General features: G+C 71.4%; 14 protein-coding genes. 2 read left to right on the top strand and 12 right to left on the bottom strand.

All coding sequences use genetic code 11. From position 1 onward, the window contains the following. Nucleotides 1-43: 43 nt before the first annotated feature. Complete coding sequence (locus AB0L00_RS11450) at nt 44-631, bottom strand: hypothetical protein (protein ID WP_364431698.1); 588 nt, start codon at nt 629-631, stop codon at nt 44-46. 114 nt (nt 632-745) lie between these two features. Beyond that, the gene (locus AB0L00_RS11445) at nt 746-1,804 is read right to left on the bottom strand and encodes a LacI family DNA-binding transcriptional regulator (protein ID WP_364431695.1); all 1,059 of its coding nucleotides are present in this window, start codon (nt 1,802-1,804) and stop codon (nt 746-748) included. A 96-nt stretch (nt 1,805-1,900) separates the two neighbouring features. Between AB0L00_RS11445 and AB0L00_RS11440 the strand changes: the two genes are divergently transcribed. After that, nucleotides 1,901-2,101 carry a hypothetical protein gene (locus AB0L00_RS11440; protein WP_345353721.1) on the top strand — a complete coding sequence of 67 codons (201 nt, stop codon included), beginning with the start codon at nt 1,901-1,903 and terminating at the stop codon, nt 2,099-2,101. A gap of 202 nt (nt 2,102-2,303) precedes the next feature. Continuing rightward, nucleotides 2,304-2,702, top strand: coding sequence for a nuclear transport factor 2 family protein (locus AB0L00_RS11435; protein ID WP_364431693.1), 399 nt, complete (start codon nt 2,304-2,306; stop codon nt 2,700-2,702). 25 nt (nt 2,703-2,727) lie between these two features. Here the strand turns inward: AB0L00_RS11435 and AB0L00_RS11430 are convergent, their stop codons facing one another. From AB0L00_RS11430 to AB0L00_RS11385, 10 genes are all read right to left on the bottom strand, one after another. Continuing rightward, on the bottom strand, nt 2,728-4,650 hold the full coding sequence (locus tag AB0L00_RS11430; protein WP_364431691.1) for a TIGR03960 family B12-binding radical SAM protein: 1,923 nt from the start codon (nt 4,648-4,650) through the stop codon (nt 2,728-2,730). Between the two features lie 81 nt (nt 4,651-4,731). Further along, entirely contained in the window at nt 4,732-5,892 is a 1,161-nt protein-coding gene (rodA, locus tag AB0L00_RS11425) for a rod shape-determining protein RodA (RefSeq protein WP_364431689.1), read from the bottom strand. Nucleotides 5,893-5,904: 12 nt separating this feature from the next. After that, nucleotides 5,905-8,049, bottom strand: a complete 2,145-nt coding sequence (mrdA, locus tag AB0L00_RS11420; protein WP_364431687.1) for a penicillin-binding protein 2 — start codon at nt 8,047-8,049, stop codon at nt 5,905-5,907. Nucleotides 8,050-8,064: 15 nt separating this feature from the next. Then, a complete protein-coding gene (gene mreD / locus AB0L00_RS11415) occupies nt 8,065-8,610 on the bottom strand; it encodes a rod shape-determining protein MreD (protein WP_345353716.1) in 546 nt (181 codons plus the stop codon). Nucleotides 8,611-8,613: 3 nt separating this feature from the next. Then, a complete protein-coding gene (gene mreC / locus AB0L00_RS11410; protein WP_364431684.1) occupies nt 8,614-9,732 on the bottom strand; it encodes a rod shape-determining protein MreC in 1,119 nt (372 codons plus the stop codon). 11 nt (nt 9,733-9,743) lie between these two features. Beyond that, on the bottom strand, nt 9,744-10,775 hold the full coding sequence (locus AB0L00_RS11405; RefSeq protein ID WP_364405421.1) for a rod shape-determining protein: 1,032 nt from the start codon (nt 10,773-10,775) through the stop codon (nt 9,744-9,746). Between the two features lie 189 nt (nt 10,776-10,964). Then, complete coding sequence (ndk, locus tag AB0L00_RS11400; protein ID WP_345353714.1) at nt 10,965-11,375, bottom strand: nucleoside-diphosphate kinase; 411 nt, start codon at nt 11,373-11,375, stop codon at nt 10,965-10,967. 143 nt (nt 11,376-11,518) lie between these two features. Then, the gene (locus tag AB0L00_RS11395) at nt 11,519-12,973 is read right to left on the bottom strand and encodes a hypothetical protein (protein ID WP_364431682.1); all 1,455 of its coding nucleotides are present in this window, start codon (nt 12,971-12,973) and stop codon (nt 11,519-11,521) included. A gap of 122 nt (nt 12,974-13,095) precedes the next feature. After that, nucleotides 13,096-13,413, bottom strand: a complete 318-nt coding sequence (locus AB0L00_RS11390; RefSeq protein ID WP_345353712.1) for a DUF4233 domain-containing protein — start codon at nt 13,411-13,413, stop codon at nt 13,096-13,098. Between the two features lie 37 nt (nt 13,414-13,450). Beyond that, the gene (locus AB0L00_RS11385; protein ID WP_364433216.1) at nt 13,451-14,722 is read right to left on the bottom strand and encodes a cyanophycin synthetase; all 1,272 of its coding nucleotides are present in this window, start codon (nt 14,720-14,722) and stop codon (nt 13,451-13,453) included. Nucleotides 14,723-15,092 lie beyond the last annotated feature (370 nt).

The following is a 15,092-nucleotide window of genomic DNA, read 5'->3' as shown; positions in this document are numbered from 1 at the left end:
ACTCGTGCCAATCCAAAAGTCTCTGTCCTCTAAGAGTACGGGGTCACGGGCGCCGCGTATCCAGCCCCAGTGCCCGGAAGACCGAACGAACGGCCGCTCCGGCGGGTTTCAGGACGTTGACGCGCACCCATCTGGCAGTTGTCAGCACGGTGACGCGCCATACCCAGGCGACGACGCGGAGGACCGGCAGCACGAACGTCCGCCAGATCCACCGTACGGGCCGTACGAGGAGGTGGAAGAGCACGATCCCGGCGAGCCGCCAGAAGTACGCGATGGCGCGCCCCAAGGCGGCCAACAGCGGCCAGACGGCGCGCCACAGCGCGGCGAGGCCACGGCCGATCCAGTGCGCCGCGTACGCGAAGGGCACGAGGAGCATCGCCAGACACCAGACCAGGGCCCGTCCGACCGGCCGCAGGAGACAGCGGTACACCAACCGGCCGAGCGGCACCAGGATCGTCTCGGCCACCCAGCGCAGCGGGAGAACGACCAGCACGCGGATCAGCCACGCGACGGGCCGGATCACGACCTGGTACACGAGCCAGCCGATCGGCCGGAGGACGTACCTGCCGACGAGCCGCCCGATCAGGGCGACCAGCTCCCAGAGCAGCCGGATCGGCACCACGATGATCATGATGGGGACGGTGATGCAGCCTGGCGCTTCGTTCACGTCTGTACGACGCACGAGCGTTCGTTCTCGTTTCGTTCTGTCACACGCCGTTCGTTCCGTTACACAGTTTTCGTTCCGTCACACGCCGACGTCGGCCGGTGGCGCGGTCGTACGGCGGACGACGAGCTCGGTCGGCATGAGCACGCAGGGGGCGGGCTCACGGGCGGGCTCGAGGAGCAGCCGCCCCGCCGTGGTGCCCTTCTCGGTGATCGGCTGGCGCACGGTGGTCAGCCCGGCCGGGGCGGCGGCGGGCACGTCGTCGAAGCCGACGACCGACAGCTCCCCGGGAACCTCGATCCCCAAATGCGTCGCGACGTCCAGGACCGCGAACGCCACCTCGTCCGTCGGCGCCAGGATCGCGGTCGGCCGTGGGCTCCGGTCGAGGATCCGGACGGCGGCCTGCCGGGCGAGCTCCCGGTCGTTCGCCGTCCGGTCGAGGACGACGTCCTTCCACTCCAGCCCCGCCCCCACGCAGGCGTCGTGGTAGCCGGCGAGCCGGGCACGCCCCGCCCCGAACCGCAGGTCCCCCGGACGGTCCAGGTCCAGCCAGTCGCGGTCGGTCCGGCCCGGAGCGGGCTGCACGCCCAGCACGGCGACGCGCCGGTGCCCGAGGCCGAGGACGTGCTCGGCGGCGGCGCGCGCGGCGGCCCGGTCCTCGATCCCCACGAACGGCACGCCCTCGACGTACGGATAGTCGACGGTGACGACGGGCAGGCGGCGGCGCAGCACCGTCTCGACGAGCGGGTGTCCCTCGGGGGAGAACAGGCAGAAGCCGTCCACCACGGCGTCCGCGATCACCTCCTCGGCGACGGCCGGGGACGGCCAGCCGATGAGGTGGAGGCCGGTGCCGGACTGCTCGGCCACCGTGGCCAGGCCGCGCAGGAAGCCGACCGCGTAGGAGTCGGCGAAGGCGTACGACAGCTCCTCGGTGAAGATCACCCCGATCACGCCGGCCCGGCCCCGCCGGAGCGTACGGGCCGCCGGGTGCGGGCCGGGATAGCCGAGCTCTCCCGCCACCTCGAGGATCCGCCGGCGCAGCTCCTCGTTGAGCTGGTCGGGCCGGGAGAAGGCGTTGGACACGGTCGTACGTGAGACGCCGACCCGATCGGCGATCGTCTGCAGTGTGACGCGTTGCACGAGACGTCACCTTAGTTCTGAATTGATTAAGAAGAGGACACGACGTACTCTTGAGGAGGTAACTGAATCGATAAAGATGTCTCGGAAGGAGACAGCATGACTCCGCTGCAGGTCGTCACGTTCATCGCGGCGCACGACACGATGCGCGCCGAGGCGCGCTCGGCGCTGCCCGACGCCCCCAAGATCCCCTACGTGCCCGACGAGCCCCGCACGCCGGTCGTCCGCACCGCCCTCGCCGGCCTGCTCCGCCGCACGGCCGACCGCGTCGATCCCCGCCTGGAGCCGTCGGTGGGATGACGGTGACCATCGAGCGCGTTCCGCCGGCCACGGCGGACGCCGACCCCGCGCGATCCGGCGGGCCCCCTCGGGCCCGCCGGATCTTTTTATGGTCGCGGCACGCTTGTCGCCGCCCGGACCCGACGAGCTCCCGCGCCTCCGCGACGACGAGAGTAGGGTGACGCCCGTAAGCGTACGATGTACTCCTACGCGAGGGGATGTCATGGGCTTCACCACCGACGGCGACGTCATCGAGTTCCTGACCGACTACATCACCGACCTGGGCCTGTCCGACCGGGACCCCGGTGAGATCCTCGACCGTTACTTCGTGCCCGAGTTCGAGTACGTCGCCGAGGATTCGGTGCTCGACCGGCAGCGGATGATCGACCACGCGCGCCCGGCGCGCAGGAACGTCGGCGGAGCCGAGACGCCGTCGCTCGAGGTCGACGTCCACGACGCCCTCGTCTCCGGCGACCGGATCGCCGCCCGGTACACCCTGCGGACGACACTGCGCCGGGGAAAGACCTTCGAGGCGGAGATCTTCATGTTCGGCAGGCTGGCACCCGACGGGCGCATCCGCCGGATCGAGCAGACCACCAGACCCCGGGCCGCCGAATCCTGAACGACGCCCGGACGCGCTCGCGGTCTCAGACGACCGTCAGGGGAAGGAGCTTCTTGCCGGTCGGGCCGATCTGGATCTCGGTGTCCATGGTCGGGCAGACGCCGCAGTCGTAGCACGGCGTCCAGCGGCAGTCCTCGACCTCGGTCTCGTCGAGCGCGTCCTGCCAGTCCTGCCACAGCCACTCGCGGTCGAGACCGGCGTCGAGGTGGTCCCAGGGCAGCACCTCGACCTCGTCGCGCTCCCGGACGGTGTACCAGTCGAGGTCGACCGCGTCGTCGGCGAGCGCCTTGTCCGCGCAGGCCGTCCAGCGCTCGTACGAGAAGTGCTCACTCCACCCGTCGAACCGGCCGCCGTCCTCCCAGACCGCCTGGATGATCTTGCCTACGCGGCGGTCACCGCGGGACAGCAGCCCCTCGATGATCGATGGCTGGCCGTCGTGGTAGCGCAGGCCGATGGCGCGGCCGTACTCCTTGTCGCGCCGCAGCGCGTCCTTCAGCGCCCGCAGGCGCCGGTCGACGGTCTCGTGGTCGCACTGGGCCGCCCACTGGAACGGCGTGTGCGGCTTGGGCACGAACCCGCCGATGGAGACGGTGCAGCGGATGTCGCGGCGGCCGGTGGCCTGCCGGCCCGCCTGGATGACGCGCTTGGCCATGTCGGCGATCGCGAGGACGTCCTCGTCCTCCTCGGTGGGCAGCCCGCACATGAAGTAGAGCTTCACCTGCCGCCAGCCGTTCTCGTACGCCGTCGTGACGGTGCGGATCAGGTCGTCCTCGCTGACCATCTTGTTGATGACCTTGCGCATCCGCTCCGACCCGCCCTCCGGGGCGAACGTCAGCCCGGACCGGCGCCCGTTGCGGGAGAACTCGTTGGCGAGGGTGATGTTGAAGGCGTCGACGCGGGTCGACGGCAGCGACAGCGACGTGTTGGTGCCCTCGTACCGGTCGCCGAGGCCCTTGGCGATGTCGGCGATCTCGGAGTGGTCGGCGCTGGACAGGCTCAGCAGGCCGACCTCCTGGAAGCCGGACTCCTTCAGCCCGGTGTCGACCATCGCGCCGATCGTCGTGATGGACCGCTCGCGCACCGGCCGGGTGATCATGCCCGCCTGGCAGAACCGGCAGCCGCGCGTGCAGCCACGGAAGATCTCGACGCTGTACCGCTCGTGCACGGTCTCGGCCAGCGGAACGAGGGGCTTCTTCGGGTACGGCCACTGGTCGAGGTCCATGACCGTGTGCTTGGCGACCCGCCACGGCACGCCGGGACGATTGGGCGCGACGCGCTGGATCCGGCCGTCCGGCAGGTAGCCGACGTCGTAGAACTTCGGGACGTAGACGCCGCCGGACTTCGCGAGCCGCATCAGCAGCTCGTCCCGGCCACCGGGCCGCCCCTCGGCCTTCCACTCGCGGATCACCTCGGTGACCGCCAGAACGATCTCCTCGCCGTCGCCCAGCACGGCGGCGTCGAGGAAGTCGGCGATCGGCTCCGGGTTGAACGCCGCGTGCCCGCCGGCCAGCACGATCGGGTGCTCGTCGGACCGCTCCGTCGCGCGCAGCGGGATCCCGGCCAGGTCCAGGGCGGTGAGCATGTTGGTGTACCCGAGCTCGGTGGAGAAGCTCACTCCCAGCACGTCGAACGCGCCGACCGGCCGGTGCGCGTCCACCGTGAACTGCGGGACGCCGTGCTCGCGCATCAGCGCCTCGAGATCCGGCCACACGCTGTAGGTGCGCTCGGCCAGCACCCCGTCGCGCTCGTTCAGCACCTCGTAAAGAATCTGCACGCCCTGGTTGGGCTGGCCCACCTCGTACGCGTCCGGGTACATCAGCGCCCAGCGCACGTCGCAGGAGTCCCAGTCCTTGACGGAGGAGTTCAGCTCCCCGCCGACGTACTGAATCGGCTTTTGCACCTTAGGGAGCAGCGGCTCCAACCGGGTGAACAGCGACTCGACGGCCATGACGGAAGCCTCCGAAAACGAATATGGGATTCCCCCCACCCTACCGGCGCGAGCCCCTCCGGCAGACCGCTCGCCCGCCGCTCAGTCGTACGGGTTGTGGCGGAGGTGGACGGTCTGGAGGAGGCCGACGCCGACGAAGTTGGCGAAGGAGGCCGAGCCGCCGTACGACACGAAGGGCAGGGGCAGGCCGGTGATCGGCATGATGCCGACGGTCATGCCGATGTTCTCGAACGTCTGGAACGCCAGCCAGCACACGACGCCGGTCGCCACCAGCCCGCCGAACAGGTCGGCGGCCTCACGGGCGATGCGCAGTCCGCGCCACAGCACCACGCCCAGCAGCGCGATGATCAGCGCCGCGCCGACGAACCCGAGCTCCTCCCCCGCGACGGTGAAGATGAAGTCGGTGTGCTGCTCGGGGACGAAGTGGCCGTTGGTCTGCTCGCCGTGGAACAGGCCGTTGCCGAAGACGCCGCCGGAGCCGACGGCGATGCGGGCCTGCTGGGCGTTGTACCCGGCGCCCTGCGGGTCGGCCGACGGGTCGGCGAAGGCGGTGAACCGGTGGACCTGGTAGGGCTTGAGCAGATGCAGCGACCAGACCGTCAGCGCGAGAGACATCGCGGCCCCGACCAGCCCGCCGACCCACCGTTTCGGCGCCCCGGACATCGCCAGCACACCGATGATCACGGTGGCGAACACCAGGGTGGTGCCGAGGTCCGGCTGGAGCATCACCAGCCCGGCGGGCAGCGCGGCCAGCGTCAGAGCGAGCAGGATGTCGCGCCGGCCCGGTCCGATCTCTCCGTCGCGCGGCTCGCCCAGGATCATCGCCAGCAGCACGACCATGCCGACCTTGGCGAACTCCGACGGCTGGATCTGGAACCCGCCGCCGACCACGATCCACGAGTGCGAGCCGTTCACGGTGGCGCCGATCGGCGTGAGGACGACGGCCAGGCCGAGGCAGGCCGCGCCGTAGACGATCGGCGCGTACGCGCGCAGCAGCCGGTAGTCCAGGGCCGTCGTCACCCCGCCGAGGACCAGCCCGATCGCCAGGTTGAGGAGGTGCTTCTTCAGGAAGGCCTCGGAGCCGTCGGCGCGGGTCGCGGAGTACACGAGGAGCGCGCCGATGACGGACAGCGCGAGCACGGCGAGGAGGAGGATCCAGTCGAGTCGCCGCGCGGGCGAGGCCAGCAGCCGGGCGGGGAGGGAGCGCCGCCGGCCGAGCGCCCCGCCGTACTCACTGATCATGTCGCCGCCCGGTCATCGTGGCCTCCGCCGGCGTGTCTCGGTCGCGGGCTGCTTGTCCGCCGAGGTCACGGCGAATCCGGGCGGGGCGTTCACCGTGCCGTCGGGCGCGAGGGTCGGCAGCCGGTCCGGGACGTTGCCGTCGGGCAGCGCCGCGGGCTTCCCGGTGAGGCCGTACATGCCCTCCCAGATCTGGCGGACCGCCGGCGCCGCCGTGGTGGCGCCGGTGCCCGCCTGGGTGACCATGGCGACGACGACGTAGCGCGGCTTGTTCGCCGGGGCGAAGGACGCGAACCACGACGTGTCCTTCTTGCCGTACACCTCGGCGGTGCCGGTCTTGCCGGCGACGGCCAGCCTGTCGAAGGGGAAGCCGCCGAAGGCGCCGGCGGCCGTCCCCTGCTTCGGCACGTCCGCGAGCGCGCTCCTGATGAAGGAGAGCACCTTGGACGGCACGGGCAGATGTCCCGTCTTCACCGGGTCGATGCGGCGGGCCACCGACCCGTCCGGGGCGATGACCGCCTTGCCGACCCGCGGGCTCCACAGCGTGCCGCCGTTGGCGAGCGCGGCGTACGCGCGGGCCAGTTGCAGCGGAGTGACGAGCACGTCGCCCTGGCCGACCGAGAAGTTGGCGGCGTCACCGGCGCGGAAGACGTATCCGTCGACGCAGTTCTCCGAGGAGATCGCCTTGAGGTACGCCGCGCGGGCCGGGTCGGACTTGGCGATCTCCGGGTAGCCGGTCTTGGCCCGTTTGCAGTCCGTCTTCTTGGTGTCGTTCCAGTAGGAGAGCTTCCAGCCGCGGTCCGGGATCCGGCCGGGCGCCTCCCCGGGCAGGTCGATGCCGGTGCGCTTGCCGAAGCCGTACGCCCTGGCCATCTTCTCCATCGGGTCCTTGGGGTTCTTCACCGGATGCATGCCGCCGTCGCGCAGCCATTCCTCGTACGCGAACTTGTAGAAGATCGTGTCGCAGGACATGACCAGGGCCCGGTGCAGGTCGATGTCGCCGCCCGACTCGCCCTCGAAGTTGCTGAACGCCCGGGCCCCGACCATGTACGACGACGGGCAGGGGTAGATGCCGTGCAGGGAGTACCCGTCCTTGACGGCCGCCGGCAGCGAGGAGATCTTGAACGTCGATCCGGGGGCGAACTGACCGTCCGTCGCCCGGGAGATCAGCGGCTCGCCGTGCTGCTTGCTGAGCAGCGCGTCGTACTCGTCCTGGGAGATGCCGCCGGTCCACACGGACGGGTCGTAGGTCGGGAAGCTGGCGAGCGCGATGATCCGCCCGGTGCGGACGTCCATGACCACGCTCGCCGCCGAGTCGGCCGGGGTGCCGCGGTGGCGGGCGTCCTTCATGGCCTGGCCGAGCGCCTTCTCGACGATCCCCTGCACCCTGGCGTCGATGCTGGTGACGAGGGTGCCGCCGCCGACCGGCGGCTGTTCGGAGGCGGTCCCGGTCACGCGGCCGCGGTTGTCGACGAGGAGCCGCCGGTCACCCGGGACGCCGCGCAGGTCGCTGTCGTAGATGGCCTCGAGCCCGTCGCGGCCGATCAGGTCGACCCCGCTGAACCCGGTGACCTTCAGGCCCTTGCGGCTGTTCAGCTCCTCCTGGGTGATCGGCTGGAGGTAACCGAGCGCCTGCGCGGCGGTGGCCCCCTCGGTGCGCGGGTAGTCGCGCACCGGTTCGAGCTGGGCGGTCACGCCGGGGAAGTCCTCCTGGCGCTCCATGATCTGCAGGGCCTTGCGGGAGTCGACGCGGTCGTCGATGGGGATCGGCTGGTACGGCGAGCCCGGCCAGCAGGGCCGCTTGATCCCCGGGCCGCACAGCCGGATCTTCAGGGCGACCTGGTCGTACGGGGTGCCGAGCAGGGCCGCCAGGCGCTGCAGCACCGCCTTGCCGCCGTCGCGCTGGCGCATCAGCGCCGTCCGGTCGACCGAGACGACCAGGGCGGTCCGGTTCCGTACGAGCGGCCGCCCGACGTCGTCGAGGATCTGGCCCCGGACGGCGGGCACCACGATGTCGCGGATTCGGTTGTCGGCGGCGACCTTCTTGTAGTGCGCGCCGTTCATGACCTGCAGGTACCACAGCCGCCCGCCGAGCGACAGCAGCAGCGACATGACGAGCACGTGCAGGACGACGAGCCGCACGTGCGAGCGCGGACCCACGATCCCCTCCTCCGTCTAGCGCGCCCGATAGAACCCGGGAACCGCGTCGAGTCCCCCCGGGTCGTGCTGGCGTTCGGCCCGCCGGGTCAGCCGCAGCACGGCCCAGACCACGAACGGGCTGGCGATCACGTCGTAGAGCACCTGGATCGGCAGTTGGTGGGACACCACCGGCCAGCGCGTGCGGGGGTCGCCGAGCAGCATGCCGACCATCGCGTACAGCACCGACCCGGCGAGCGCGCCGGCGGCCACCGCGACGAACGGCAGCACGGGCGAGCGCTCGAGCTCGTCGGCGGCCAGCCCGCAGACGTAACCGATCAGGCAGTACACGAAGGCGTAGCGTCCGATGGTGTGGTCGGCGGGCGGCACGATGTCGCTGGCCAGCCCGGCGAAGAACCCGGTGACCAGGCCGGTCATCGAGCCGTTGACCAGTGCCAGCGCCACCACGGCCAGGAGCACGAGGTTGGGGCTGACCGAGCCGGGCAGCGGCAGCCGGTTGACGACCGTCACCTGCAGCAGGAGCGCGGCGGTGACGGCGATCGCGGCCAGGACGTTGCGTGACATGGTTCAGTCTCCCGACGCGTGCGGCGTGCGCGGCCTGCGCGGCCTGCGCTGCCTCGGTTCTTCGGTGGACGTCAGCGTGCTGCGCGATCTCGGTGCCTCGGTCGACGTGGCCGACCTGCGCGCTCTGGACGGCCCGGCGGACGCGGACTCCTCCGCGCTCGGCATCGCCTGCGGGGGCGAGGACTCGCGTCGCGGCGCGGCCGAGGCGGCCGGTCCCGGGTTGGACGGGGACGGGGACGGACTGGGCGGCGGCTTGGGCGGGGCCGGGGGCAGGACGGCGTCGCGCGGGTTCTTCTTCGGCGGCGCCACGACCACGCCCACGACGTCGAGGCCGGTGAAGTGCGTGAACGGGCGGACGACGGCGGTCCGGGTCAGCGATCCCGGTGTCCGCTCGATGCGGATGACGGTGCCGATCGGGACCCCCGGGACGTACGGCCGGTTGCCCTGCGAGCCGAACGAGACGATGCGCTGGCCCGGTTTGATCTCCACGGTGGAGTCCAGGAGCTCGAAGGTGAGCGGGGAGCCGCTGCGCCGGCCGGTCCCGCGCACGACGCCGATCTCCCCCGAGCCCTCGAGCCGCCCGCCGACCGAGGAGGCAGCGTCGGTGGCCAGCAGCACCGTCGAGGTGGTCGGTCCGACACGGGTGATCCGTCCGACGAGGCCGTCTCCGGTGATCACCGTCATGTCGGCACGGACGCCGTCGCCGCTGCCGGCGTCGATGGTGACGGTCTCCTCGACGCCCTCTCCGGCCGAGATGACCTGCGCGGCGACGATCCGGTAGCCGCCGAGACCGGCGGTGCCGAGCAACTGGTGGAGCTGCTCCGCACGGTTCTTGTCGATCTGCGTGGCGCGCAGTTGCTGGCGCAGCCGCTGGTTCTCGCGTTCGAGCCGGTTGATGCGCCGGTGGGCGTCCGGGCTGCCGATGATCGTGTCCAGCGCGTGCCCGACCGGCGTGATGACGGCCGCCGACCCGTCCTCGATCGGCCCGAAGATCGCCTCGCCGAAGGAACGCAGCCCGCGCAGCGGTGAGTCTTCGCCCCCGCGGTAGTCGACGGTGATCATGGCCAGGGAGATCAGCAGCAGGATCCCGAGGACGGCGCGCGTTCGCCGGGTGTCGTTCACCGGCCGGTTCCCTAACGTCGTGGTTCGGGCACGAGGACCTGGCGCAGCGCCTCGAAGTCCTCGACACACTTACCGGAGCCGAGGACGACCGAGTCGAGCGGGTTGTCGACCATGTGGATCGGCATGCCGGTCTCTTCCCGGAGCCGTTCGTCGATGTTCTTCAGCAGGGCGCCGCCGCCGGTGAGCGCGATGCCGCGGTCCATGATGTCGCCGGACAGCTCGGGCGGGCACTTGTCGAGTGTGGTCTTCACCGCGTCCACGACCGAGTTGACCGGCTCCTCGATGGCGCGGCGGATCTCCTCGGCGGAGATGACGATCGTCTTCGGCAGGCCGCTGACGAGGTCGCGGCCGCGGATCTCGGCGTGCGGCTCGTCGTCGAACGGGTACGCCGACCCGATCGCCATCTTGATCTCCTCCGCGGTGCGCTCCCCGAGCATCAGGGAGTACTCCTTCTTCGCGTAGGAGATGATCGCCTGGTCGAGCTCGTCGCCGCCCACCCGGATCGACTGGCTCGTCACGATCCCGCCGAGCGAGATGATCGCGACCTCGGTGGTGCCGCCCCCGATGTCGACGACCATGTTGCCCGTCGGCTCGTGCACGGGCAGGCCGGCGCCGATCGCGGCGGCCATGGGCTCCTCGATGATGTACACCCGCCGGGCGCCGGCCTGGTAGCCGGCCTCCTTCACGGCGCGCTGCTCGACGCCCGTGATCCCGCTGGGCACGGCCACGACGATCCGCGGCTTGGCGAAATGTCGGCGTTTATGGACCTTCTGGATGAAGTACCGCAGCATGCGTTCAGTGACGTCGAAGTCGGCGATCACGCCGTCCTTGAGCGGACGGACCGCGACGATGTTGCCCGGGGTACGGCCGATCATCCGCTTGGCCTCGATGCCCACCGCCACGATCTTGCCCGTGTTGGTGTTGATCGCGACGACCGACGGCTCGTTCAGAACGATGCCCCGACCGCGCACATAGACCAAGGTGTTCGCCGTGCCCAGATCGACTGCCATGTCACGGCCCAGGAACGACAGCTTGTTACCCATGAAGAAAGGGAGCCCTTCCGGATTGGCGGGCGTGCGGAACGCATTCTCATGGTAACGCGAGAGATCCCGGTTGACGCAGACCCGATCCCGCGCGTCGTGCTCCGGGTCAGGTCCGTACCGGGTGTCGGGCCTGGGAAAACAAACGCGCGGGCCGTAGGTACCCGGCCCGCGCGGTTATGCGACCAATGTTCAGAAAAGGTCGGGGAAGAACAGCTTGATCTCGCGCTCGGCGGACGCGGGCGAGTCGGAGCCGTGCACGACGTTCTCCTGGATCTCCAACGCGTGGTCCCCACGGATCGTTCCGGGCGCGGCGACGACCGGGTCGGTGGCGCCGGCCAGGGCGCGGAACGCCTCGATCGCGCGCGGCCCCTCGACCACGATCGCGACGAGCGGACCGCCCGTGATGAACTCCACCAGCGAGCCGAAGAACGGCTTCTCCCGGTGCTCCTCGTAGTGCGTCTCGGCGACCTCGCGCTCCAGCGTACGGAGCTCCAGGGCGGCGAGCTTGAGGCCCTTGCGCTCGATGCGCGCGATGACGTCCCCGACGAGGCCGCGGCGCACGCCGTCGGGCTTGACGAGGACAAGAGTGCGTTCGGACACGGGTGATTCTCCTTGGTCTACCGGGTGCGATCTTCAGCGTGGGCCACGGCCCGCCCGTCGCGGCGGGAGGCCACCGGCCGGCCGGGGCCCTGGCCGTATCCGCGCAGGTCGCCACGGCCGGGCTGCCGCATATCGGTGCGATCTTACCCGGCCGGCAGCGCCGCTCCGTCCGAGTCCGCGGGGCCGACCGGGGAGCGTCCCGCGCGGGTCCGGCTCACCCACGCGGTCACGGCCGCGAGGACCACCACGATGACGCCCGCCGCCACGAGCCACAGCCGGTACGCCGCGGTCAGGGCGTACAGCGCCGCCATCGGACCGCCGCCCGCCCGGGTGACGGCGCCGACCTTCGCGATCTGCAGCGGCCCGACGACGAGGTGGCCACCGAGCACCGCCGGGAAGCACAGCGACAGGCCGAACAGGGCCGGGCCCGCCTCGGTGTGGCGCAGCGCGGCCCCGACCGCCAGGCCCGTTCCCGCGCCGAGCGCGCACAGCGCGGTCAGCAGCGTCCACAGGCTCGCCGCCGCCCCCATGGTCAGCAGGAGAAAGATCGCGACGATGCCCAGGCCGTACCCGCACAACACCGCGCCGCGGCCCGCGCCCCGGCCGAGCGAACCCGCCAGGAGGGCGGCGGCCAGCGCCCCCGCCGCGCCCGCCAGGAAGGCCGTCAGCGGCACGGCCCGGCCGCCGACCAGCCCGGCGAGCGGCCCGGTCACCGGCATGGTCAGCAGGCCCGCGGCCAGCATGACGACGGCGTACCCGAGCGGGCTGCCGGTGGTCGCGTCGCGAGAGCCGACCACGGCGAGCCCGAGCAGCCCGGCGATCCCGCAGGCCGCCAGCAGCAACTGCGCCCCCGGCGACCAGTCGTACGTCGTGACCACCGCCAGGAACGCGAACCCGGCCGCGGGAACGACCGGCAGCAGCAGTTGCACACGCTCCGCGCGCGAGGCGGGCGGCGGGACGGCGCGGGCGTCCGAACCCTTCCTCAGCAGCCCGAGCAGGGCGGTGCCGACCAGGGCGATCGCGCTCAGCCACCAGTACGGGCGCAGGATCGCCCGCCACTCCACCCCGTCGGGGTCCGAGCCGGCCGTCGCGGCGAGCGCGAGCGGCGTGGCCAGCAGGAGCGCCGCGACGAGGACGCCGGCCCAGACGGAGGACGCCGTGCGGCGCCGCCGCTGCTCCCGGGCCAGCGCCAGGGTGGCCGGTAAGACGACTCCGCCACCGGCGCCCTCGGCCAGCCGTACGGCGGCGACCTCCGGGACGGACGTCGCGTGCACCGAGAGCGCCTGGGCGCCGAGCAGGACGGCGAGCCCCGCGAACAGCACGAGCCAGGCGGGCACGCGGCGGACCAGCGCGGCCGCGGGCGGGGTCGCGAGAAGGAGGGCGGGCAGCGCCAGGCCGCAGGCACGGACCAGCCCGGCCGCCTGGCCGTCGGACAGGCCGAGGTCGCGGAGCGCCTGCGGCATCACGTACGACGCCGTGTCGGGCAGCGCGACGACCGCCGCGGGGACCGCCGTGGCGACGACGGTCAGCAGCACGGCGAATCCGGCGGCGTCCCGTCTTCCGGGGGACGTGGACATCTTTCCGGGGGGCGTGGACATCCGGAATCTCCTCAGGAGATCATCGGTCCCGCCCGCCAAAGGAGCACTTTACGCCAAATGTCGACTTTTTGGCATTTGTAAAGATTAGCGATACGGGACGATTGGAAAGGCCACCCGCGAGATTAGCGCGGTTGTGCGCCTTCCACCCGGCGACCGACCCAAATCGACGCCGCCCAGAGAGCGCCGAATATGACACCGAGGAAAAACATCACCGGAACTACGAATCCCGTCGCAATGACCAGAATCTGCAGCACACTGCCCGCGACGTAGGCCCAGCGGTACCGCAGCAGCCCGGCGATCAGCAGTCCCGCGAGGGCCAGGGCGCCTCCCACGATCCCGGCTCTCGTCGCGTCCGTGTGCGCGACCGAGATCGCCACGGGGATCGCCAGCAAGGTCACCACCGCCTGCAGCGTGAGCATGACGGCGCACAGTCTCCTCACCGGCCGGCCTCCCTCTTCCCCGCACCCGTACGGCGGGTCACTCGCCCACCCGCAGCAGTACGCGGGCGTCGCCCGCCGTCGTGACCGACCCGGTGATCAGCACACCGGCGCCCGCGAACTCCCCGGACTCGTCGGCCAGCGCGATGGCCTGGTCGATCGCGTCGTCCAGCCGGGACACCAGGCGCACCCGATCCTCGCCGAAGACGTCCTGCGCCAGGTCCGCCAGCTCCTGGGCCGGCATCGACCGGGCGGAGGAGTTGCGGGCGACGATGACCTCCTCCAGCACCGGCTCGAGCTCCTCGAGCAGCCCGGTCACGTCCTTGTCGGCCATCACCGCCAGCACGCCGACCAACCGGGTGAACCCGAACTCCTCCGTCAGAGCCTCGACGGTGGCCGCCATGCCGGCCGGGTTGTGCGCGGCGTCGACCAGCACGGTCGGTCCCGTCCGTACGACCTCCAGCCGTCCCGGCGACGTCGCGTTGACGAACGCCTGGCGCACGAGCTCGGGGTCGAGCTGGTCGCTGTCGGTCTCCGACTCACCGGTCGCGCGGCCCCGCGCGAACGCCTCCACCGCGGCCAGCGCGCACGCCGCGTTGCCCGCCTGGTGCGCGCCGAAGAACGGCAGGAACACCTCGTCGTACACGCCGTGCAGCCCCTGCAGCCGCACGAGCTGCCCGCCCACCGCCATCTCGCGGCCCAGGACGCCGAACTCCAGCCCCTCGCGGGCGACGGTCGCCCCGACCTCGGTGGCGCGCCGCACCAGCACCTGCGCCGCCTCGACCGGCTGCTGGGCGAGCACGGCGATCGCGTCGGGCTTGATGATCCCGGCCTTCTCCGTCGCGATCTCCTCCACCGTGGACCCGAGCCAGCGGGTGTGATCGAGACCGATCGGTGTGATCACCGCCACCGCCCCATCGGCGATGTTGGTCGCGTCCCAGGTGCCGCCCATGCCCACCTCGACGACGGCGACGTCGACCGGCGCGTCGGCGAACGCGGCGAACGCCATCGCGGTCAGCGTCTCGAAGAACGACACCTTCACGTCGTGCTTGGCGTCGGTCAGCTCGATGAACGGCAGGACGTCCGCGTACAGGTCGGCGAACCGCTCCTCGCTCACCGGCGCCCCGTCGATCGCGATCCGCTCGCGCATCGAGTGCAGCTCGGGACTGGTGTACAGGCCGACCCGCAGCCCCCGCTCCCGCAACAGCGTCTCGATCATCCGGGCCGTGCTGGACTTGCCGTTCGTCCCGGTGACGTGGATGACGGGGTACGCCCGCTGCGGCGACCCGAGAACGTCCGCCAGATCACGCATCCGGTCCAACGTGGGATCGATGTCCCATTCGACCCCCCGGGCCCTGATGCCCTTGACGGCCTCCTCATACCTGGTCGCACTCACCCCAGCAGCCTACTAACGCGCCGCCCTTGAGTCAGACCGGCATGATCCCCAGCCCCGTCCGCGCGAGCGCGCCGACAGGCGGCCGCCTTGATCCCGGCATGCGGCGCCCCGCCCCCTGGTCCCGAGCCGGCGTCTTGTCACCGATGGTGTGGCCGGCGACGAGGCGGGCGTAGCGCTCGGTGAAGCCGCTGGAAGCGGGCCCGCTGTCGGGACGATTCACCCGGCAGAGCGGGCTTCCACCGAGCGTTGTGCCCGCCGGCCGGCGCGGTGGCCTCATCGGCCTTCC

Source organism: Actinoallomurus sp. NPDC052308, from assembly GCF_040679195.1.
Classification (GTDB): domain Bacteria; phylum Actinomycetota; class Actinomycetes; order Streptosporangiales; family Streptosporangiaceae; genus Actinoallomurus; species Actinoallomurus liliacearum.
The sequence above is the reverse complement of the archived record's forward strand: the minus strand, read 5'-3'. Positions and strand labels throughout refer to the sequence as shown.

Bases quoted from the DNA above. Each gene is read 5' to 3' on its own strand.
- AB0L00_RS11405 (WP_364405421.1), bottom strand. From the start codon at position 10,775: ATGGGTAACAAGCTGTCGTTCCTGGGCCGTGACATGGCAGTCGATCTG.
- AB0L00_RS11440 (WP_345353721.1), top strand. From the start codon at position 1,901: ATGACTCCGCTGCAGGTCGTCACGTTCATCGCGGCGCACGACACGATG.
- AB0L00_RS11385 (WP_364433216.1), bottom strand. From the start codon at position 14,722: ATGCGTGATCTGGCGGACGTTCTCGGGTCGCCGCAGCGGGCGTACCCC.
- rodA (WP_364431689.1), bottom strand. From the start codon at position 5,892: ATGATCAGTGAGTACGGCGGGGCGCTCGGCCGGCGGCGCTCCCTCCCC.
- AB0L00_RS11450 (WP_364431698.1), bottom strand. From the start codon at position 631: ATGATCATCGTGGTGCCGATCCGGCTGCTCTGGGAGCTGGTCGCCCTG.
- AB0L00_RS11395 (WP_364431682.1), bottom strand. From the start codon at position 12,973: ATGTCCACGCCCCCCGGAAAGATGTCCACGTCCCCCGGAAGACGGGAC.
- AB0L00_RS11435 (WP_364431693.1), top strand. From the start codon at position 2,304: ATGGGCTTCACCACCGACGGCGACGTCATCGAGTTCCTGACCGACTAC.
- mreD (WP_345353716.1), bottom strand. From the start codon at position 8,610: ATGTCACGCAACGTCCTGGCCGCGATCGCCGTCACCGCCGCGCTCCTG.
- AB0L00_RS11430 (WP_364431691.1), bottom strand. From the start codon at position 4,650: ATGGCCGTCGAGTCGCTGTTCACCCGGTTGGAGCCGCTGCTCCCTAAG.